This is a genomic window from Nisaea sp. (assembly GCF_017640745.1).
In the GTDB taxonomy this organism is placed as follows: Bacteria; Pseudomonadota; Alphaproteobacteria; order Thalassobaculales; family Thalassobaculaceae; genus Nisaea.
This window is the reverse complement of the sequence record NZ_JAEPQA010000012.1, coordinates 1-18,941: the sequence shown is the minus strand read 5'-3', so window position 1 is coordinate 18,941 and position 18,941 is coordinate 1. Positions and strand designations below refer to the sequence as shown.

The 18,941-nt window shown below is 65.0% G+C and carries 21 protein-coding genes; 9 read left to right on the top strand and 12 right to left on the bottom strand.

Annotated elements, in window-relative coordinates; genetic code table 11:
* Nucleotides 1-7 precede the first annotated feature (7 nt).
* On the bottom strand, nt 8-373 hold the full coding sequence (locus JJ959_RS10010) for a DUF952 domain-containing protein (RefSeq protein WP_292882904.1): 366 nt from the start codon (nt 371-373) through the stop codon (nt 8-10).
* A 165-nt stretch (nt 374-538) separates the two neighbouring features.
* On the opposite strand from JJ959_RS10010, the gene JJ959_RS10005 reads away from it, so the two are divergent.
* A complete protein-coding gene (locus tag JJ959_RS10005) occupies nt 539-1,384 on the top strand; it encodes a branched-chain amino acid aminotransferase (RefSeq protein WP_292882901.1) in 846 nt (281 codons plus the stop codon).
* Nucleotides 1,385-1,396: 12 nt separating this feature from the next.
* Nucleotides 1,397-2,080, top strand: coding sequence for a DUF1028 domain-containing protein (locus JJ959_RS10000; protein WP_292882899.1), 684 nt, complete (start codon nt 1,397-1,399; stop codon nt 2,078-2,080).
* A 9-nt stretch (nt 2,081-2,089) separates the two neighbouring features.
* Here the strand turns inward: JJ959_RS10000 and JJ959_RS09995 are convergent, their stop codons facing one another.
* The 6 genes from JJ959_RS09995 to JJ959_RS09970 all read right to left on the bottom strand — a co-directional run bounded on the left by JJ959_RS09995 (nt 2,090) and on the right by JJ959_RS09970 (nt 8,275).
* Nucleotides 2,090-2,530: a dihydroneopterin aldolase gene (locus JJ959_RS09995; protein ID WP_292882897.1), complete on the bottom strand. Its 441-nt coding sequence runs from the start codon at nt 2,528-2,530 to the stop codon at nt 2,090-2,092.
* A gap of 126 nt (nt 2,531-2,656) precedes the next feature.
* The gene (locus tag JJ959_RS09990) at nt 2,657-2,980 is read right to left on the bottom strand and encodes an NIPSNAP family protein (protein ID WP_292882895.1); all 324 of its coding nucleotides are present in this window, start codon (nt 2,978-2,980) and stop codon (nt 2,657-2,659) included.
* Between the two features lie 126 nt (nt 2,981-3,106).
* The gene (locus JJ959_RS09985) at nt 3,107-4,639 is read right to left on the bottom strand and encodes a 5'-nucleotidase C-terminal domain-containing protein (RefSeq protein ID WP_292882892.1); all 1,533 of its coding nucleotides are present in this window, start codon (nt 4,637-4,639) and stop codon (nt 3,107-3,109) included.
* A gap of 87 nt (nt 4,640-4,726) precedes the next feature.
* Nucleotides 4,727-6,598 (bottom strand): cobaltochelatase subunit CobT, encoded by a 1,872-nt coding sequence (gene cobT / locus JJ959_RS09980; protein WP_292882889.1) that lies wholly within the window; start codon nt 6,596-6,598, stop codon nt 4,727-4,729.
* Nucleotides 6,599-6,625: 27 nt separating this feature from the next.
* Nucleotides 6,626-7,627 (bottom strand): cobaltochelatase subunit CobS, encoded by a 1,002-nt coding sequence (gene cobS, locus JJ959_RS09975; protein WP_193183899.1) that lies wholly within the window; start codon nt 7,625-7,627, stop codon nt 6,626-6,628.
* Nucleotides 7,628-7,696: 69 nt separating this feature from the next.
* Nucleotides 7,697-8,275 (bottom strand): DnaJ domain-containing protein, encoded by a 579-nt coding sequence (locus tag JJ959_RS09970; protein WP_292882884.1) that lies wholly within the window; start codon nt 8,273-8,275, stop codon nt 7,697-7,699.
* A gap of 114 nt (nt 8,276-8,389) precedes the next feature.
* Between JJ959_RS09970 and JJ959_RS09965 the strand changes: the two genes are divergently transcribed.
* Nucleotides 8,390-8,656 carry a BolA family protein gene (locus JJ959_RS09965; protein WP_292882881.1) on the top strand — a complete coding sequence of 89 codons (267 nt, stop codon included), beginning with the start codon at nt 8,390-8,392 and terminating at the stop codon, nt 8,654-8,656.
* Between the two features lie 144 nt (nt 8,657-8,800).
* Nucleotides 8,801-9,133: a ribbon-helix-helix domain-containing protein gene (locus tag JJ959_RS09960; RefSeq protein WP_292882878.1), complete on the top strand. Its 333-nt coding sequence runs from the start codon at nt 8,801-8,803 to the stop codon at nt 9,131-9,133.
* On the opposite strand, the gene JJ959_RS09955 is transcribed toward JJ959_RS09960, so the two are convergent.
* From JJ959_RS09955 to JJ959_RS09935, 5 genes are all read right to left on the bottom strand, one after another.
* The gene (locus JJ959_RS09955; RefSeq protein WP_292882875.1) at nt 9,115-9,681 is read right to left on the bottom strand and encodes a DUF2889 domain-containing protein; all 567 of its coding nucleotides are present in this window, start codon (nt 9,679-9,681) and stop codon (nt 9,115-9,117) included. The two genes, JJ959_RS09960 and JJ959_RS09955, sit on opposite strands and share 19 nt — an antisense overlap.
* Before the next feature lie 80 nt (nt 9,682-9,761).
* Nucleotides 9,762-10,211, bottom strand: a complete 450-nt coding sequence (locus tag JJ959_RS09950) for a CBS domain-containing protein (RefSeq protein WP_292882872.1) — start codon at nt 10,209-10,211, stop codon at nt 9,762-9,764.
* Between the two features lie 44 nt (nt 10,212-10,255).
* The gene (locus tag JJ959_RS09945; RefSeq protein ID WP_292882869.1) at nt 10,256-11,590 is read right to left on the bottom strand and encodes an HlyC/CorC family transporter; all 1,335 of its coding nucleotides are present in this window, start codon (nt 11,588-11,590) and stop codon (nt 10,256-10,258) included.
* Nucleotides 11,591-11,612: 22 nt separating this feature from the next.
* Nucleotides 11,613-12,743: a 3-dehydroquinate synthase gene (aroB, locus tag JJ959_RS09940; RefSeq protein ID WP_292882866.1), complete on the bottom strand. Its 1,131-nt coding sequence runs from the start codon at nt 12,741-12,743 to the stop codon at nt 11,613-11,615.
* A gap of 39 nt (nt 12,744-12,782) precedes the next feature.
* A complete protein-coding gene (locus tag JJ959_RS09935) occupies nt 12,783-13,364 on the bottom strand; it encodes a shikimate kinase (RefSeq protein WP_292882863.1) in 582 nt (193 codons plus the stop codon).
* A 356-nt stretch (nt 13,365-13,720) separates the two neighbouring features.
* Between JJ959_RS09935 and JJ959_RS09930 the strand changes: the two genes are divergently transcribed.
* From JJ959_RS09930 to JJ959_RS09910, 5 genes are all read left to right on the top strand, one after another.
* A complete protein-coding gene (locus tag JJ959_RS09930) occupies nt 13,721-15,631 on the top strand; it encodes a hypothetical protein (RefSeq protein ID WP_292882859.1) in 1,911 nt (636 codons plus the stop codon).
* Nucleotides 15,632-15,634: 3 nt separating this feature from the next.
* Entirely contained in the window at nt 15,635-16,567 is a 933-nt protein-coding gene (gene xerD, locus JJ959_RS09925) for a site-specific tyrosine recombinase XerD (RefSeq protein WP_292882856.1), read from the top strand.
* Nucleotides 16,568-16,636: 69 nt separating this feature from the next.
* Nucleotides 16,637-17,593: an acetyl-CoA carboxylase carboxyltransferase subunit alpha gene (locus JJ959_RS09920; protein ID WP_292882853.1), complete on the top strand. Its 957-nt coding sequence runs from the start codon at nt 16,637-16,639 to the stop codon at nt 17,591-17,593.
* Between the two features lie 114 nt (nt 17,594-17,707).
* Complete coding sequence (locus JJ959_RS09915; RefSeq protein ID WP_292882850.1) at nt 17,708-18,694, top strand: HlyD family efflux transporter periplasmic adaptor subunit; 987 nt, start codon at nt 17,708-17,710, stop codon at nt 18,692-18,694.
* Nucleotides 18,687-18,941, top strand: a 255-nt coding sequence (locus tag JJ959_RS09910; RefSeq protein ID WP_292882847.1) for an ATP-binding cassette domain-containing protein, incomplete at its 3' end; no start/stop codon positions are given. The genes JJ959_RS09915 and JJ959_RS09910, both read left to right, overlap by 8 nt.

The following is an 18,941-nucleotide window of genomic DNA, read 5'->3' as shown; positions in this document are numbered from 1 at the left end:
CGGCGTCTTATTCCGCCTTCATGTCGGGAAACTGGTGGAGACCGTCCGCGCCGAGCGGAAGATCGAACTCGGCGACGACGGCGGCAACGGGCAGCGGGCCATAGAGATGCGGAAAGAGATCGCCGCCCCGTGCCGGTTCCCACTTAAGCGCGTCGCCGAGCTTGTCGGCGTCGACTTCGAGCAGCACCAGGCCGGTCTCGCCCTTGCGGTGCTTGGCGGCGCTGGCCGCGACCTGCAGCGCGGTCGAGAAATGCAGGAAGCCGTCGGCATTGTCCTCGCGCGAGCCCGCGTAGCTGCCGTCGGCCTTGGCGCGCTCCCAGTCGACGCGCCGGGAAAGGTGGTAGATCCACCGGAAGGGTGCTGTGTCTGTCATGGCCGGGAGAGTAGCCGCCGTCCCGCGCGATCTCAAATTGTTCCGCTCCGAAGTGTGACAATTGCAGCGTTGGCATCCGTGGAGCCTGCGGGCTAAGCTGCGCCGAAATCCGGGGCGCGTCCGCTGACCCCCGCGAGATCTAATGCAAAAGTTTGGAGCAATGCGATGAAATCGCTGACCTATCTCGATGGAGAATGGCACGACGGCAATCCGGCCGTACTTGGCCCGGCCACCCTTGCGACCTGGCTCGGCGCAGTCATTTTCGACGGCGCGCGGGCGTTCGAGGGCGTCGCGCCGGACCTCGACCTGCATTGCCAGCGCGCCTGCGCCTCGGCCGAGAAGATGGGGATGAAGTCCCCGATCTCCGCGGCCGAGCTCGAGAAGCTTGCGATCGAAGGGATCAAGAAATTCCCGAGCGATGTCGCGCTCTATATCAAGCCGGTCATGTGGGCGGAGGACGGATGGATCTATCCGAATCCGGAAACCACCCGCTTCATGCTGCATATCTTCGAATCGCCGCTGCCGGAGCCGAAAGGCTTCTCCGCGCACATCTCCTCGCACCGGCGCCCGGCGCCGGACCAGGCGCCGACCGACGCCAAGGCCGCCTGCCTCTATCCGAATGCGGGCCGCGCGCTCCGCGAGGCGAACCAGGCCGGTTTCGACAATGCGGTCATGCTGGACCCGATCGGCAACGTCGCCGAGTTCGCCACGGCAAACATCTTCATGGCCAAGGACGGTGTGGTCAGAACCCCGGCGCCGAACGGCACGTTCCTGAACGGCATCACCCGCCAGCGCGTGATCAAGCTGCTCCGTGCCGAAGGCGTGACCGTCGAGGAGGCGACCGTGACGCCGGCGGACCTCAGGGCCGCGGACGAGATCTGGTCGACCGGCAACCATGCGAAGGTGATGCCGGTCACCCGCTTCGAGGCGCGCGAGATGCAGCCGGGGCCGATGGCAACCAAGGCCCGCGAACTCTACTGGGCCTACGCCAAGACCGGCGCCTCCTTCTAGGGCGTCGATCCCGTGACCTTCTCCATCGCGGGATACTGCGCCGAGACCGGCCAGATCGGTTATGCGCTGGCGACCTCCAGCATCGCCGCAGGCGGACGTGTCGCCTTCGCCCATTGGGGCGTTGGCGTCGTGCTGACCCAGGCGCGGACCGATCCCCGGCTCGGCCCACAGGGTCTTGCCCTGCTGCGGAACGGCCACGATGCCGGGGAAACCGTCGCCTCTCTCGTCGCCTCCAGTCCGGACCGGGACTGGCGCCAACTGGCCGTGCTGGACAGGGAGGGCATCGGCGCCTTCCACACAGGGCAGCGCGTTTCCGCGCCGGCCGACGCCATCACCGCCAAACATTGCGTGGCGGCGGGCAACTGGGTCCAGGACGAAACGGTGGTCGCAGCGATGATATCGGGGTTCGAGCAGGATCCGTTCCTGCCGCTCGCTGAAAGGCTGCTGCGCGCCATCGAGGACGCGGTCGCCGCCGGCGGCGAGCTTGATCCGCTCCGCTCGGCCGCGCTCGGAGTGCATGGCCGCAACGGCTTTGCCATGGTGGACCTGCGCATCGACCGCTCGGACGAGCCGGTCGCCGATCTCAGGGAAGCCTGGAAGGAATGGGAGCCGATCATGCCCGGCTATATCGAGCGCGCCCTCTCGCCGGCGACCGCGCCGGCGACGGAAGACCTCGAAGGGCACTCGAAAAAATAGCTTCCCGGCTCAGTCTTTCGGGCGGAACTTTTCGATGAGGGTCCCGACGCCCGCGGCATCGGTGAAGATATCGAGCTTCTCGACCTCGACCTTGACCGCGTTCACACGACGGTCGTCGAAGGCGAGATCGGCGATCCGTTCCGCGAACCCCTCGACCAGCAGCACGTGGCCGGCCTCGGCGATCATCCGGATGCGCCCGATGAAGGTCTCGTAGCAGAACACCCGGCTGTAATGGTTGCCGATCCCCTCTTCCGGATAGTCCAGGGTCAGATCGACGCAGATCTTCACCCGCTGCGGCTTCGCCTTCTCGAACTCGTGCACGCCGATGAACATGTTGAGCACGAGATCGCGGATCCTCACCGTGTAGCTCGGCTGGCGCTGCCGTTGCGCCGCGCTCTCGCGCACGACGTCGAGCGGCGTCACATTATCGCCGATCCGTTCTCTGGCCACGGGAGCTCTCCCTTCTTCTCGAGCGGGTCCGAGCCCCATGGGTAGCGCATCCGGCCGCCCCGGAACATCCGAAAAGCGTCATTTTGCCGTCGACGGCGGCCGGTTGCCTTCTTATGGAGCGGAAGCTCAGGTCTTGATCTTGAAGAAATCGACCGGCTTCATCAGGCAGTTCTGCTGCTCGACCAGGCCGCCGAGCTCGGCGCTTTTCTTGGTGTATTCGAGCCAGTCCGGATCCGCCCACATGGCGGCACGCTTGGCCTCGCGGTCGCCCGCGCTCTCGTAGACCCAGATGTGCATGTAGGTGTTCGGGTTGCCGGTTTCCGTCACCATGTAGGCGAGCGGCTGGCCGAGATGCTTGGTCTGCGGCGCCTTGCCGTATTTCTCGTAGATCTCGAGATGTTTCTTGATGGTGCCGGGCCGGCAGGTATAGGTGCGGACGTCGAGCAGCATGATTTCTCCTCCCATGGGAATACAGATGGGAGCAGCATAGGCGGACGCCGGAGCCCTCTCCAGCGCCGAAGAAGAAAGAGATTGCTGGCCGAAGCCGAGGCAGTCCCGGCGATGGTACGGCCTGGTTCAGTCGAGGCGGCGGACCCGCCCCTCGACGCCGGCCTTCACGCCGCCGTTCGCCTGGATGAAATCGATCACCTGGTTCGCCATCAGCCGGGCGGAGCTGGCATCGACGACCGGCACGCCGTTCTTGAGGGAAGTGTAGCCGTCACCGCCACGCGCGATGAAATCGTTCACGGCGACGACATAGACCTTGCCGAGATCGAGCGGCAATCCACCGACCTTGATGTCGGAAACCCGTGATCCGGCCGGTTTGGCCCCGCTATAGGCGAAGCTGATGCCGGACACATGCGGGAACCGGCCGGCAGCCTCCTCAACCTGCGAAACGCCGTTCTCAAGCGCTGCTTTCAGGTCAGATCCCTTCAGCCTCATCGTCACCGTCTTGTTGCCGAAGGGCAGCTCCGTGAGCACGTCCTTGCGGGTCAGCACGCGCCCCTCGACATAGGTCGTATCGCCCCGGATCCCGCCGCCGTTGGTGAGCGCGGCATCCGCTTTCGTCGCCGTCCGCATCGCATCGGCGATGAGGTTGCCGAAGGCATTCTCCCCGCTCCGCACCGAGGCCCTTCTCGTATCGAGCGCGATCTCGGTCGGGCCGATATCGACGGCCAGTTCCTTGTCGAGGTCCGCCATGTAACCGGCGACCTGCTGCGCGATTTCCGGGTCCTCCTCGACATCGAGCGTGTTGACCATGGAGAAACTCGGCTGCCAGACCAGCTGCGGCCCGCCGCGGCTTTCGACCCGGTCGATCACGATGTCCATGATGCCGACGAAATTGCCCTGGCTGCCGGACTTCAGGATCGCCTGCTTGCCGTCATAGAGGATGAGCACGAGGTGATCGTGACCACCGAGCACGATGTCGATCCCGGCGACCTGGCGAAGCGTCTCGAGATCCTCCTGATAGACCGCGTGGGTCAGCGCAACCACGAGATCGGCCCCCTGCCCGCGGAGCGCTTCCGTCATCTCCTTCGCCGCCTCCGCAAGCGGCGCGAAAGCGACGTCCGGACCGGAACTCGACAGGCTGGGCGTATCCGTGGTGGTCAGCCCGAGCAGACCGATCTTGTATTCCCCAGCTTCGATCAGAAGCGAACGCTCCGCGCCGGGAAACCCGGGTTTACCCTTGTAGGAGATGTTGCTGCCGAGGACGGGGTATTTCGCCTCCTTCAGCCGGTCGATCAGGACCTCAGGCCCAAAGTCGAATTCATGGTTGCCGAGGACGGCCGCGTTGAAGCCGATAGCATTGGCGAGCGCCACCATATGCGCGCCCTTGTCGAAACCGGAGAGCAGCGACGGCGAAATCATGTCGCCGCCGAAGGTCAGCAGGACCTGCCCCCCTTCGGCCTCGACCCGATCCCGCTCGTAGCGCGCGATGCTGGCGATCTTCGCCGCCCCGCCGGCACGGTCCTTCGGATCGAGGCGGTCCCAGTCGTTTACATGAACGATGGAGAGCCGGAGCGGCTCGGCACATACCGGAAATCCCGCGAGTGACGCGAAGGTCGCAAGGAGCAGTAGGGGTAAAACCGTGCGGAGCGGCACACGCATGAAATCTCTCCGAATAGATAGCGGCCAAGCCTAGCCGCTTTTTCGGTAAATTTCACCTAATCCGGTCTGAAAGAACGATTCTTCCGCTTATCCGGCGCGGCGCATGCCCGCACGTCGCGCCTTCGGCGTGTCTTCGTCGAACAGGTTGGTCAGCTGATCCATCATCGTGCCGCCGAGCTGTTCCGCATCCACGATCGTCACCGCGCGGCGATAGTAGCGGGTCACGTCGTGGCCGATGCCGATCGCGATCAGCTCCACCGGGGACCGGGTCTCGATATACTGGATGACCTCACGCAGATGGCGCTCGAGATAGTTCCCCGGATTGACCGAAAGGGTTGAATCGTCGACCGGCGCGCCGTCGGAGATCACCATCAGGATGCGGCGCTCTTCGGGCCGTGCCAGCAGGCGCTGATGCGCCCAGAGCAGGGCCTCGCCGTCGATATTCTCTTTCAGGATGCCTTCGCGCAGCATCAGGCCGAGCGACTTGCGGGCATGGCGCCACGGGGCGTCGGCGGATTTGTAGATGATGTGGCGGAGATCGTTCAGGCGTCCCGGATTGACCGGCTTGCCGCCCTGGATCCAGTTCTCCCGCGACATGCCGCCTTTCCAGGCGCGCGTGGTGAAGCCGAGTACCTCGACCTTCACGCCGCAGCGCTCGAGCGTCCGCGCGAGGATGTCCGCGCTCATCGCGGCGATCGAGATCGGCCGGCCGCGCATAGAGCCGGAATTGTCGATCAGCAGCGTGACCACGGTGTCGCGGAAGTCGGTATCCTTCTCCATTTTGTAGGAGAGCGGGCTTTCCGGCATCACCACCACGCGGGCCAGCCGCGCAGCGTCGAGGATGCCTTCCTCGAGATCGAAGTTCCAAGACCGGTTCTGCTTCGCGAGAAGCTTGCGCTGCATGCGGTTGGCGAGCTTGCCGATCATGCCCTGCAGATGGCTCAGCTGCTGGTCCAGGAGGGCGCGGAGCCGCGCCAGTTCCTCGGCATCGCAGAGTTCTTCGGCCAGGACGACCTCGTCATACTCGGTCGTGAAGGCGTGGTAGGCCTTCTGCATCCGGTTGGCGTCGTCCGCATTGTGCATCGGCGGCGGCGTCCCCGGGTTGGCCGGCTGATCGTCGCCCTCACCGGGCTCGAAATCGCCGTCCTCGCTGTCCTCGCCTTCGCCGGCCTCGTCGCCGGCTTCCATGTCGGACGGCACCATCTCGGAGGAGGTGCTGTCCTCGGCGGTGCCGCGGGTGCCGCTGTCATTCAGCTCCTCGCCTTCGCCGCCGTCATCCTCGGCCTCGGAATCCGACTCGGATTCCTCCGTCATGCCCTCTTCACCGATCTCCAGATCGAGATCGCTGATCAGCTGACGGGATAGCTTGGCGTAGGCTTCCTGGTCGTCGACATGCTGTGACAGCTCGCTCAGGGTATCGCCGATCTTCGAGGTGACCCAGGGCCGCCAGAGATCGACCGCGCCGCGCGCGCATTCAGGCGGCGCCTCGCCGGTGATTGCCTCGCGCGCCATGAGCCGGACCACTTCCGACAGGGCCACGTCTTCCTTCTCGGTGACGTTCGCGAGGCCCTGCTTCTGGTAGCGCTGCTCCATCGCGGCTTCGAGGTTCCGGGCAACACCGGACATCCGCATCGAGCCAAGCGCCTCGACCCGCGCCTGCTCGGCGGCGTCGAAGATCTCCAGCGCGGCCTGCCCCGTCGGCTGCCGCCGGGCATGGGTGGCCGCATCGTGGTAGCGAAGCTTCAGCGCGAGGCCGTCCGCCTCGCCCCGGACCCGGGCGACATCCTCGGCCTTGAGGCCACGCGGCGGCGAGGGCAAACGCACGCGGTCGCCGGAAGCGCTTGCCGAGTCTGCCCCATAGGTGACCTCCAGCTCCTTCTCGTGCGACATCGCACGCACGCAGGAAGCTGTCGCACGCTTGAAATCCTCAAGCCGGTCGTCGTCCGCCGATGATGCCATGTCAGGTCTTCCGAGCCGTCGGGCCTGTTATTCCGCCGCGCGGATGCTCGTTTCAGGCAGATCGTCCCCGAAACAACGCTGGTAGAACTCGGACACCGTGCTCCGCTCGACCTCGTCACACTTGTTGAGGAAGGTGAGGCGGAAAGCCGTCGCGACGTCGCCGAAGATGTTCGCGTTCTCGGCCCAGGTGATGACGGTACGCGGCGACATGACGGTCGAGATATCGCCCGACATGAAACCGGCCCGGGTCAGATCCGCGAGCGAGACCATGTTGGCAACCGTCTCGCGGCCTTCCGGCGTGTCGTAGCTCGGCAGCTTGGCGAGAATGATGTCGACCTCGCGGTCATGCGGCAGATAATTCAGCGTGGTGACGATGCTCCAGCGGTCCATCTGACCCTGGTTGATCTGCTGCGTGCCGTGATAGAGGCCCGTCGTATCGCCGAGACCGACCGTGTTGGCCGTCGCGAAGAGGCGGAAATACTTGTTCGGATGGATCACCTTGTTGGTGTCCAGCAGGGTCATCTTGCCATCCGTCTCCAGCACGCGCTGAATCACGAACATCACGTCCGCGCGGCCGGCATCGTATTCGTCGAACACGAGGGCGACGCAGTTCTGCAGAGCCCAGGGCAGGATGCCTTCGCGGAACTCGGTGACCTGCTTGCCGTCGCGCAGGACGATCGCGTCCTTGCCGATCAGGTCGATACGGCTGATGTGGCTGTCGAGGTTGACGCGCACGCAGGGCCAGTTCAGGCGGGCCGCGACCTGTTCTATGTGGGTCGACTTGCCAGTGCCGTGATAGCCCTGGATCATGACGCGCCGGTTATGGGCGAAGCCCGCGAGAATGGCGAGCGTCGTCTGCTTGTCGAAGAGATAGGTCGGGTCCAGTGTCGGGACGTAATCGCTCGCCTCGCTGAACGCCGGAACCATCATGTCGACATCGATGCCGAAGGTCTCGCGGACCGACACTTCCGTGTCCGGCGCCTCGATATGGTGCGCGGGCTTGCGCTCGTAAACATGTGCTGCCGCCATGGCCTTCATTCCCAAGTGATGTGGGTGACTCTCCGGCGTCGGAACGTCGTCAGCGAGGTTCCCACGCGTTCAAGATAGAAACTTCTTCAAAGTCGTATAGGCCTCGTTGATGATTTTCAACCGTTCTTCGGCCTGCTTGTCGCCGCCATTCGCGTCCGGATGATGCTTTTTCACGAGCTGCTTATACCGGGCCTTCAGCTCCACTTCCGAAACCGGCGGCTCCAACCCCATGATTGCGAAAGCTTTTCCCTCCGCCGTCTCGGCTCCCGGACGGGCCGGGCCGGCACCGGAGGCGGCCCCCATTTCCTCGTCACCATTGAGCGCGCCGAACGGGTCTCTGTAATCCCCGGCAACAAACTTTCGATAGGCCGCCGCGGCCCCGAGCGGCCAGGTCGGCCGGTCCCAGGTGGTTGAGCGGCGGATCGCCTGTTCGAGTTCTTCCGGCGAAACGCCTTCGTAATAGTTCCATTGCTTATTATATGAGCGCACGTGATCGAGGCAGAACCAATAATAGTCCTCCAGTCGGTCGCGCGACTTCGGCGCCCGGTGCTCCCCGGGTTCGCGGCAGCCGGGGGCATCGCACTGGCGGAGTCCGGCTTCGGCAGCGTAGCTGTCGATTTTCAGGGAATCGCTTTGCGCCTTCCGCATACCGTGGTTTCCAAATTAGCTCTGGCCCCGCATTTGCAGGTCGTTCGAAACTGGGGGTTATCGCCCCGCACAAAATCCGGAGAGGCCGCACGCGCGGCCAAAGGAGTTAAATTAATGTCCGTGACCCAGACGATCAAAGCGAAATTAACGTCCGCCCTCGCTCCGGTGCATCTTGAGGTGGTCGACGACTCGCACCGTCATCGCGGGCATGGCGGTTGGCGCGAGGGTGGGGAAACCCACTTCAATGTCGAGATCGTCTCCGAGGCCTTCGCGGGAAAGTCGCGTATCGAGCGGCAAAGGATGGTCCATGAAATCCTGGCGGCCGAACTGGCCGATCGCGTCCACGCCTTGTCCATCAAGGCCAAGTCACCGGCCGAGTAACCGGAGCAAGACCGGCGCGATGCAATCAAAAGGGGATTTCTTAGAATTGAATCGTTTTTTAGTTGCGCAAAATTTGCATACGCTGATACATCGGAGCACGTGCTCCAGAACGGCAGTACGGTCTGAAAATATGCGGGTATCGGTTTGTCAACGCTCATAAGCAAGAATGTTCTGGTCGACGGACGTCGCACCAGCATGCGGCTCGAGCCGGCGATGTGGGAAGCCCTCGGCCAGGTCGCCGCGCGCGAGAACCTCACCATTCACCAAATCTGCGGGGTGGTAAATCGGCACAGAATGAACACGTCGCTCACTTCCGCGATGCGCGTCTTCATACTGGGTTACTTTCGGATCCTTGCGGACAACCTGGAACGCAGGCCTGCCGCCAGTACCGAGGAATCCATCATCCATATGGTGTTCCGCCAGACGGAAGAATTCCGGAACTCGCCGCAACAGGGCCGCTACGCCGGTTCCTTGTAATATTCGGGCCAGATCTCCTTCACCACCGGACTGCTCTCTCCGAAGGCGTGACAGGAATTGAGCAGCGGCGGGGCGCCGTCCCGTTCCGGTTCCTTCTCGCCGCGCTCCCGCCGGAGGCGTGCCCGCTCGCCGTAGAGCGTCTGATAGGCCGTCGTCGCCATCGGCCAGAGCAGTTCGACGAGATGGGTGCAGCCTTCCGCGCCGCCGAGCGACGAGAGCACCTTCTTGCGCCAGCCCGGGCCGATGCGCACGCCTTTGAGGCGCTGGAAATTTCCCGTTATGGCCGGACAGATCTCGAACGGTCCGTTATCCGTCACCGCCTCGACCGCGTGAATGGTCAGATCGTCGTCGACGGTCAGGCGGATCGACATGTCGTGAATGGGCTCGCCCGGCTGTATCCCGCCCCGGAACTTGTTCGGAACCTCGTATGTCTTTACGTCCGTGATGCGACCCTCGATATCGAGCAGGCCGTCATCCCGCCGGAACCCCTCGCAGGTGACCCGGCGCGTGTGGACTTTCCGGCGCGGCGCCGGATCTGACAAAGGCATGGAACTCTCCGGATTGATATTGCTTTGCAGCAAAAATCAGTCCGGGCCGCGCGGAAGTCAATTCCCTCGGCACCTCCGGTTTACGGCAAGCCGGCCATTCCGGATCCCGAAATGAAGGCCTCCCGCTCGAGGACGGCTTCCTCAAGGTCCTCCCGGACAGCCGCGTAGATGTCCCGGATCGACACCATACCGATGATTTTTCCGTCCTCTTCGACGGGAAGGTGCCGGAACTTGCCTTGCTGCATGCGCTGCAGGGCATCCATCACAGACGCCTTGGGGCCGATGGTTTCGGGTTTCGCCGTCATGATCGCCGAAATTTTCGTCTCCGCTGCCGGCAGTTCCTGGGCGACGAGCCGTCCCGCGATGTCGCGTTCCGAAAGGATGCCGACCAGTTTCTCGCCGTCGAGAACAAGCAGCGCGCCGATCTTGCGGCTGGTCATCAGCTTGGCGGCAGCAAGGACCGTATCGCCGGGACTGAGCGAAGAGAGATCCTGCTTATCGACCACGTCGGGTACGATGTGTCTGGCCATGGCATTCTCCCCGATAGGTTATTTTCTATCAGGATCATACCAAATCAGGAGGCGTCTGGTAGCTGCCTCGTTTCGGTGGCTTCCTTTTCCGCCTCGACGCGCGCTTCCGGCGATATCCTGAGCAGGGTGATCTGGTTCCGGTGCCGGCGCAGAATTTTGAACCGGAACCCGTGGAACACGAACTCCTGGGAGACGTTCGGGATGGTCCTGGCCTCGTGCAGCACCAGCCCCGCGATGGTCGAGGCTTCCTCGTCCGGCAGGTTCCAGTCGAACTCCCGGTTCAGGTCCCGGAGCGTCACCGTGCCGTCAATCACATAGGACCCGTCCGGCTGCGGCCGTACGCCCGCGACGGCCACATCGTGCTCGTCGCTGATGTCCCCGACAATCTCCTCGATGATGTCTTCCAGGGTGACGATCCCCTGGAACGCGCCGTATTCGTCGATGACCAGGGCAAAGTGCTCGCGCCGGGCCCGGAAGGCCTGCAACTGATCGAGCAGCGTCGTGGTCGAGGGAATGAACCAGGGATCCGAGGCGATGTCCCTGATGTCGAGCTTGTCGAGTTCCTCGACGCTCAGTCCCTTGACCGCGCGCAGCACCGCCTTGGCGTGCAGCACGCCGACGATTTCCTCATGGTCCCCCTTGAAGAGAGGCAGGCGGGTATAGGGGCTCTTCATGACCTGCGAGATCAGATTGTCCAGGGTATCGTCCGCATCCAGCATCTCCACCCGGCGACGGTGGGTCATGATCTCCTCGACCCAGACCTCGCTCAGGTCGAGGATGGAACGCAGCATGGCCCGCTCCTCGCGAACCTCCTCCTCGTCCACCTCGACCCGGTGACCGTGCAGTTCGATCAGCCCGCGCAGCTCCTCTTCCTGCTCCGAGTGACCGAACTCCTCCGAGATCTTTACGCCGAACAGCGCCAGGATGCCGCGGACGATCGCGCGGACCGCCTTCGAGATCGGGCTGAAAATGAAGACGATGACGCTGACCAGCGGCGCCACGGCGAGCGCGACGCGGTCCGAATTGTTCAGCGCGTAGGTCTTGGGCAGGACCTCGGCAAAAATCACGACGATCACGGTCATGACCAAAGTCGCATAGGCCACCCCGGTCTCACCGAAGAAGTGCAGGAAGACCGTGGTCGCGAGCACCGAGCTCAGGATGTTGGTGATGTTGTTGCCGATCAGGATGGCCCCGATCATGGTCTCGCTGTGTTCGCGCAGCGCGAGTACGCGATGTGCCCGCTTCTCTCCCTTCCGGTCGAGCTGATGCATCCGGGCATAGGATGAGCCGGTCAGAGCGGTCTCCGAGCCGGAGAAAAAGGCCGAGAACACGATCAGCAGCAGGATACTGCCAATGGTCAGCAGCAGTTCGGCGTCCATTATCCGCACTTTCTCCCTGAGACTAAGCGCCGGCCGTTGCCGACAGGTCTTCTTCAAGCATGTTCAGCACCGTATCCGGCGCGACATCGTCGCTGGTGAAGGCGTCGCCGATCCCGCGCGCCAGCACGAAACGAATGGTCCCGTCCCGCGCCTTCTTGTCCCGGCGCATGGAGGCCAGCAGATCCCCGGCCTTCCATTTGTCCGCTCCCGGAATGTCGCGCACCCGCGCCATGAGCCCCATGCCGGCCAGATGATTGCGCGCGCGCTCCGTGTCCTGACCCGGACAGAGGCCAAGACGGCGCGACAGTTCAAGTGCCTGCACCATGCCGACGGAGACCGCCTCGCCATGCAGCAGCGAGCCGTCATAGCCCGCCGCCGCTTCCAGCGCGTGTCCGAAGGTATGGCCGAAATTCAACAGCTCCCGGAGCCCGGCCTCATGCTCGTCGGCCGCCACCACCGCCGCCTTGGCCTTGCAGCTTTCGACCACCGCCGTGATCCGCGCCGCCTCGTCGCCCGCGATCAGCGCGGCGCCGTGCTGCTCAAGCCACTCGAAGAAGCCCAGGTCGCGGATCAGGCCGTACTTCACCACTTCGGCATATCCGGCAAGGATCTCACGCTTCGGAAGTGTCGCAAGCGCACCGGTATCGGCGAGCACCAGGCGCGGCTGGTGGAACGCGCCGACCAGGTTCTTGCCCTGCGCCGTGTTGATCCCGGTCTTGCCGCCGACCGAACTGTCGACCTGCGCCAGCAGGGTCGTCGGAATCTGGATGAAATCGAGCCCCCGCAGGACCGACGCGGCGCAAAATCCGGCGAGGTCCCCGACCACCCCGCCGCCGAGGGCCACGACCCCGGTGCGACGGTCGACGCCGCTCTCGAGCATCTTCGTGACCACATGCTCGTAGCTTTCGAAGCTCTTCGATGCTTCGCCCGGCGGCACGGCGATCGTGGTCGAGGATATCCCCGCGGCTTTCAGCGACTCGATCAGCGGCTCCAGCCAGAAGCCCGAAACCGAGGAATCGGTGATGATGAAGACCTTCTTTCCGCGCAGCACCGGACCGATCTCGGCGCCCGCATTCTCGATCAGTCCCGGACCGACCCGGATATCGTAGCTGCGCTCTCCGAGGGCTACGGGGACCGTCTGGATGCTTGTCATTTCAATGTCCTGTCCTTTGGAGGGCGGCGGGCGCGCGTCTCATTCCGCGGGAACGGTGTCGGTCACGCCGTCGAGATAATCCGCCAATACCTCGCACGCCCGGTCGACGGTGGCTTCGATCGGGCCGCGGCGGGATTCCACTTCGAGGTCTGCCAGCGCATAGACCGGGTAGCGTTCTTCCATCAGCTTCCTCAGCACTTCGCGCGGATTTTTCTTCGCGAGAAGGGGCCGGCCCTGCCGCCGGCTCACACGCTCGAAAAGAACGTCGAGATCGGCTTTCAGCCAGACCGAGACCGCGTGTTCCGCGATCGCGGCCCGCGTATCTTCGGCCATGAAGGCCCCGCCGCCCGTCGCGAGCACCACCGGCGGTCCGTCCAGAATGCGCTGGATCACCCGCCGCTCGCCGCGCCGGAACTCCTCCTCGCCGAATCGCTCGAAGAATTCGGGAATGGTGCAGCCTGCGGCGCGCTCGATCTCCGTGTCCGCATCGATGAAGGGCATCTGCAGCTTCTGCGCAAGCCGGCGCCCGACGCTGCTCTTGCCGGCGCCCATGAGGCCGACCAGCACGATGCTCTTCGTCTTCTGTTCCGGGGAATGCGCCAGTTCGGAATGAATCACCATGGGAAGCAGGCCGCGGCACCGGTTGGCAAGCGAAGGTCGCTTGTCTGAGACATCCGGTACCTCTCTTTACCTCTCCCTCGTTGAACTCGCTCCATGCGGCCGGTATGCTGCCGCAAACGCGTCATAATCCGCCGGTAGCATAACTTTCCATATATGGCGTTGCAAACGCCTTGGGTCAGGTGCGTGCATGCCGGCAGGACCGGGGGCGCGCGAAACAGTAATTCCATGGGTCCACGGCATGAAATTGACGCTCTGGGTTGTGGTCGTCATAGCATTGTTCTTCGGCGGCGGCTTCGCGTTTCTCTCCACTTGGGATATCCCGGCACCGACCAGCCAGATCGAACAGGTTCTCCCGAATGATCAATTCCCCCGCTGACCGCCTGACGCGGGGAACGCGGGCGGCGCTCGGCGCCGCGGCGCTGCTTCTCGGGCTTTCCTTCGACGCCCCGGAGAGCCTGGCGCAAGGCGCGCCGAAGCCGCTCTTGCCCGCGCTCGGAGCGCCGAAACCCCTGCTGGTCCAGCCGCCGCCGGCGGCACCGGCCGAGGGCACGCCGGAACAACCGCTTCCGGCGGCCGAAAGCTCTCCCGCAGCGGACGAAGATCCGCTGAAACAAGGCATTGCCGTCGACACTCTGGACGCGGTCTCCGTGGAGACTGTCGGCACCATCGGCCCGGAGGAAAACGCGCTCCCCGCAACCATGTGGGAAGGCACCCCGCGTTCGGCGATCAAACGCATGCTGACCCTGGTCGGCGCACCGCCGGCGAATCCGACAGTGCGAAACCTTCTCGAGCGCGTGCTTCTGAGCCCTGCCGCGGTTCCGGAAGCGGAAGATCCCGCGGACCATGGAACCATCGTCAAGGCCAGGATCGACGCGCTCGAGCGGATCGGCGCCTGGGATCACTATGTCCGCCTCCTGAAGGTCGCGCCCGCCGCCGGCCCCGAAGGCACCGACACCGTCCTGCCATCCGCGCTGCGCGCGCGCCTGATGGCCGATGCCGGCTTCCTGACCGGCGATACCGATACCAGCTGCGCCATTGCCCGGGACGCGATGCTCTCGATGCCGGAGGACCGCTACTGGCAGAAAGCGGGCACCTTCTGCCTCGGACTGGCAGACGAATGGGAGAGCGTCGAATTCAATCTCCGCCTGATGCTGGAGCTGGGCGAAGAGGACAAACGCTTCTTTGAGCTGATGCGCGCCGTCAGCGGCACCGCCTCGACCCTGCCGCAGATGCCGGAAGCCGCCCAGTTGCGTCCGCTCGACATCGCGATGATGCGGGTCTCCGGGATCGCCCCGGCAATGCCCGACACGGAAGCCGTCCCCGCGGCTCTGATTCCGGTGCTGATCAAGTTCCAGGCGATCAGCTTCGAGGATCGCCTCCGTCTTGCCGAGCGCGGCGAGCGGCTGGGCCTGGTCGCGCGGAAGGATCTGATCTCGCTCTATGAGCTGGTGGAGATCGCGCCCTCGCAGATGGCCAACGCGCTGAGCGTCGCCGCCGCGGATCCGAGCGCCAACGGCCGTGCCCTGCTCTACCGCGCGACGGCGAGCCAGACCCTGCCGCTGGCCCGTGCCCAGGCGATCCAGGAGGCACTGAAGCTCGCCCGGCGGGATGGCCACTACGCGCAGACCGCACGGCTCTATGCGCCGCTGATCACCGAGATCCCGACGACCTCGCCACACTCCTGGTTCGCCGCAGACGCGGCGGCTGCCTATATCGCCGCCGGCATGGCCGAGGCCGCGGATCCCTGGCTCGCACTCGCGGAACGGGAAGCGCGGCTTGGGGAGGAGCAGGCCGCCGCCTGGCGCGAAGCCGTCATCATGGCCCGTCTCGCGACGGGAGAACGCGTGCCGCTGGACAACGGGTTCCTGAAGAGCTGGTGGGACGGATTGCGCGAAACCACTGCCGAAGAGGCCCCGGCCCGCGCGGCACTGCTGTTCGGGCTGCTCGAGGCGACCGGCGCGGAGACGCCCGGCACCGTCTGGCGCGGCCTGGTCGACCGGGCCACACCCGTCGCCTACAAATCGCCGCCGCCGGCGCTCGAATGGGCCCGCCGGGCCGCGGCTGCCGGGGGCCAGCTCGGCGAGGGTGCCTTGCTGACCGTCCTCTCTCTTTCCGGCGCCGAGCTGACCGAATTCGATCCGGCCCACCTGACGAGCAGCGTCCGCACGCTCTCGCAGCTCGGCCTCGAACAGGATGCCTACCGCCTTGCACTCGATGTGTATCTCGCCTCGGCGCCCTCGGCTGCGACGCCACCGGCGCGCGAGTAGCGCATGAGCCGGGATGCCGGATCGGTCGAACGGTTTCTTGAAATGCTGCTGGCCGAGCGCGGTGCCTCGGCCAATACGATCGAGGCCTATCGCCGGGACCTGACCGACTTTGCCGCGACTCTGAAAGCCCGCAAGCGCGCCCTGGCGGACGCCGGAAGCGAGGATATCCGCGCCTATCTGGCGGATCTCGAGGCGGCGGGCATGGCGCCCCGGACCGCGGCAAGACGTCTTTCGGCGATCCGGCAGTTCTATCGCTTCCTCTTCAGCGACGGCGACCGGACGGACGATCCCTCGACCGTGATCGACAGCCCGCGCCAGGGCCGGCCGCTGCCCAAGATCCTGAGCGAAGCCGATGTCGATCTGCTGCTCGCCGCCGCACGCGGCCGTGAAGGACCCGATGGGATCCGCCTGACCTGCCTGCTGGAAATTCTCTATGCGAGCGGGCTCCGGGTCTCCGAACTCGTCGCCCTGCCGCTCGCGGCGGTGGCGCGCGACCCGCGCGTGCTGATCGTCCGCGGAAAGGGCGGCAAGGAACGCATGGTGCCCCTGACAGAGGCTGCGCGCGAGGCGATCGCCGCCTTCAAGGAGGTGCGCGCAAGCTATCTTCCGGAAGGCGCAACTTCGCCCTTTCTGTTCCCGTCGCGTGGCAGCGAGGGCCATCTGACCCGGCGACGCATGGGGCAGCTTCTGAAGGAGCTCGCGGCCGAATGCGGCCTGCGTCCGGCCTCGGTTTCGCCGCACGTGCTCCGCCACGCCTTCGCCACCCATCTGCTCGATCACGGCGCAGATCTTCGCAGCGTGCAGCAGATGCTCGGCCATGCGGACATCTCGACGACGCAGATCTACACGCACGTTCTTGCCGAACGCCTGAAGTCACTGGTCACCGAACATCATCCGCTGGCGAAAGGCATGGCCAAAGCTGTCAGAGAGCGGTAATCCAGCCGTTGTAACCGGCCGCCCGGACGTTTATGGTGCGGCGCTTTCAAACACAGTGATTCGACCGATATGCGCGTCTTCCTGGACTTCGAAAAGCCGATCGCCGACCTAGAAGGCAAGATCGAGGAACTGCGGCACCTCTCCTCCGAGGGCGATATCAATATCGCCGAAGAGGTGGGCAAGCTGCAGGGCAAGGTCGAACGGCAGCTGAGACAGTCCTATCAGAAGCTGACTCCCTGGCAGAAAGTCCAGGTCGCCCGGCATCCGGACCGGCCGCACTTCAAGCAGGTCCTGTCGCACCTCGTCGAGGATTTCACGCCGCTCGCGGGCGACCGCGCCTTTGGCGAGGATCAGGCCATCATCGGCGGCATCGGCCGCTTCCGCGGTTTCTCGGCCGTGATCATCGGCAACGAGAAGGGCGGCACCACCGAGGAACGGATCCGGCACAATTTCGGCATGGCGAAGCCCGAAGGCTACCGCAAGGCGCGCCGGCTGATGGAAATGGCCGAACGGTTCAATCTTCCGGTCCTCACCTTCGTCGACACCGCCGGCGCCTATCCCGGCATCGGCGCCGAGGAGCGCGGCCAGGCCGAGGCCATCGCCAAATCGATCGAGGCTTGCCTCTCGCTGCAGGTACCCGTCATCGCCTCGATCGTCGGCGAGGGTGGTTCGGGCGGCGCGGTCGCGCTGGCGGCGGCGAACCGGGTGCTGATGTTCGAACATGCGATCTATTCGGTGATCTCGCCGGAAGGCTGCGCGTCGATCCTCTGGCGCAGCGGCGAGCACACCAAGGATGCCGCGGAAGCCCTGAAGCTGACGGCGCAGGATCTGAAGAAGCTCGGTGTGATCGACGAGATCGTGCCGGAGCCGCTCGGCGCCGCGCACCGGGATGCCAAGACCGCCCTCACCTCCCTCGGCGACGCGGTCGAAGCCTCGCTCCGGAAACTGGTTGGCACGGACGGCGGCAAGCTGAAGGCGGACCGCCGGCGCAAGTTCCTCGAGATCGGCAAGAAGGGCCTCGCCTGAGGCTCTTCGCCGCGCCGCAGCAAAGTTAACGTGACGCCTGCTCCTGTTTCGCGCTAGGTGAAAGCGGACCCGTTCCGGCACCGGACGATCAAAGAGGATCCAGGGGACCGCAGAATGCTCGGCTATCGCACCCTCATCATCGCTCTCCTGCTTGCGGCCCTCGCGGGTGCTGCCTACTGGTACACGCACCGCGAGGACGGACCGCCGGACGGCTTCGCCCGCGGCAACGGACGGCTCGAGGCGGAACGGGTCGATATCGCCAGCAAATTCTCCGGCCGGATCAGCGAGGTTCTCGTCTCCGAAGGCGCGCATATAGAGGCCGGGACCGTCGTCGCCCGGCTCGACGCGACCGAGATCACGGCGCAGCTGCGCGAAGCCGAAGCCGCCGTCATCCAGGCGGAGGAAGCCCTGAACGAGGCGCTCGCCCTGCAGAGCCAGCGCAAGAGCGAGCTTTCCCTCGCGGATCTGGAAATGAAGCGTGCCGAGGCCCTCGGCGCGAAAGGTTTCGCGAGCGGCGAGACGCTCGACCGCCGGCGCACCGAACGCGCCACGGCGATGGCCGCACTGACCTCCGCCGAGGCGGGGATCGCGCGGGCCCGGGCGGCGATCGAGGCCCGCAAGGCAACCGTCGCACGGATCCGCGCCGACCTGCAGGAATATGAGATCGCGGCGCCGGTTTCCGGCCGCGTTCAGTACCGGCTCGCCGAACCGGGCGAGATCGTCGGCGCCGGCGGCAAGATCGTCACCATGCTCGATCTGACACGGGTTTATATGACGATCTATCTGCCGACACGCGATGCGGGCCGAATCGCCTACGGTGCCGAGGCGCGGCTGATCTTCGATGCCGCCCCTGAATACGTGATCCCCGCACGGGTCACCTTCGTCGCCTCGGAAGCGCAGTTCACGCCGCGCTATGTCGAGACGGAGAGCGAGCGCGACAAGCTGATGTTCCGTATCAAGGTCTCGATCCCGCCGGAGATCCTCGACGGCTACGAGCGGATCGTGAAAGCGGGTCTGCCCGGCATCGCCATCGTCCGGACCGCGGCGGAGCAGCCCTGGCCGGAGGAGTTTGCGGTCAACCTGCCGGCACGCAATGACTGACGGCGGCGCGCCGATCCGTCTTGCCGGGGTCGGGCACTGTTACGGCCGGACCGCTGCGCTCCGCGACATCACGCTGGACATCGCCCCGGGCAGTGCGGTCGCCGTCATCGGCCCTGACGGGGTCGGCAAGTCCACTCTTCTGGCCCTGATTTCCGGGACCAAGAAGATCCAGAGCGGCAGTGTCGAGGTCCTCGGCGGCGACCTCGGGCGGAGCGGGCATCGGCGCCGGGTCTGCGGTCGCATCGCC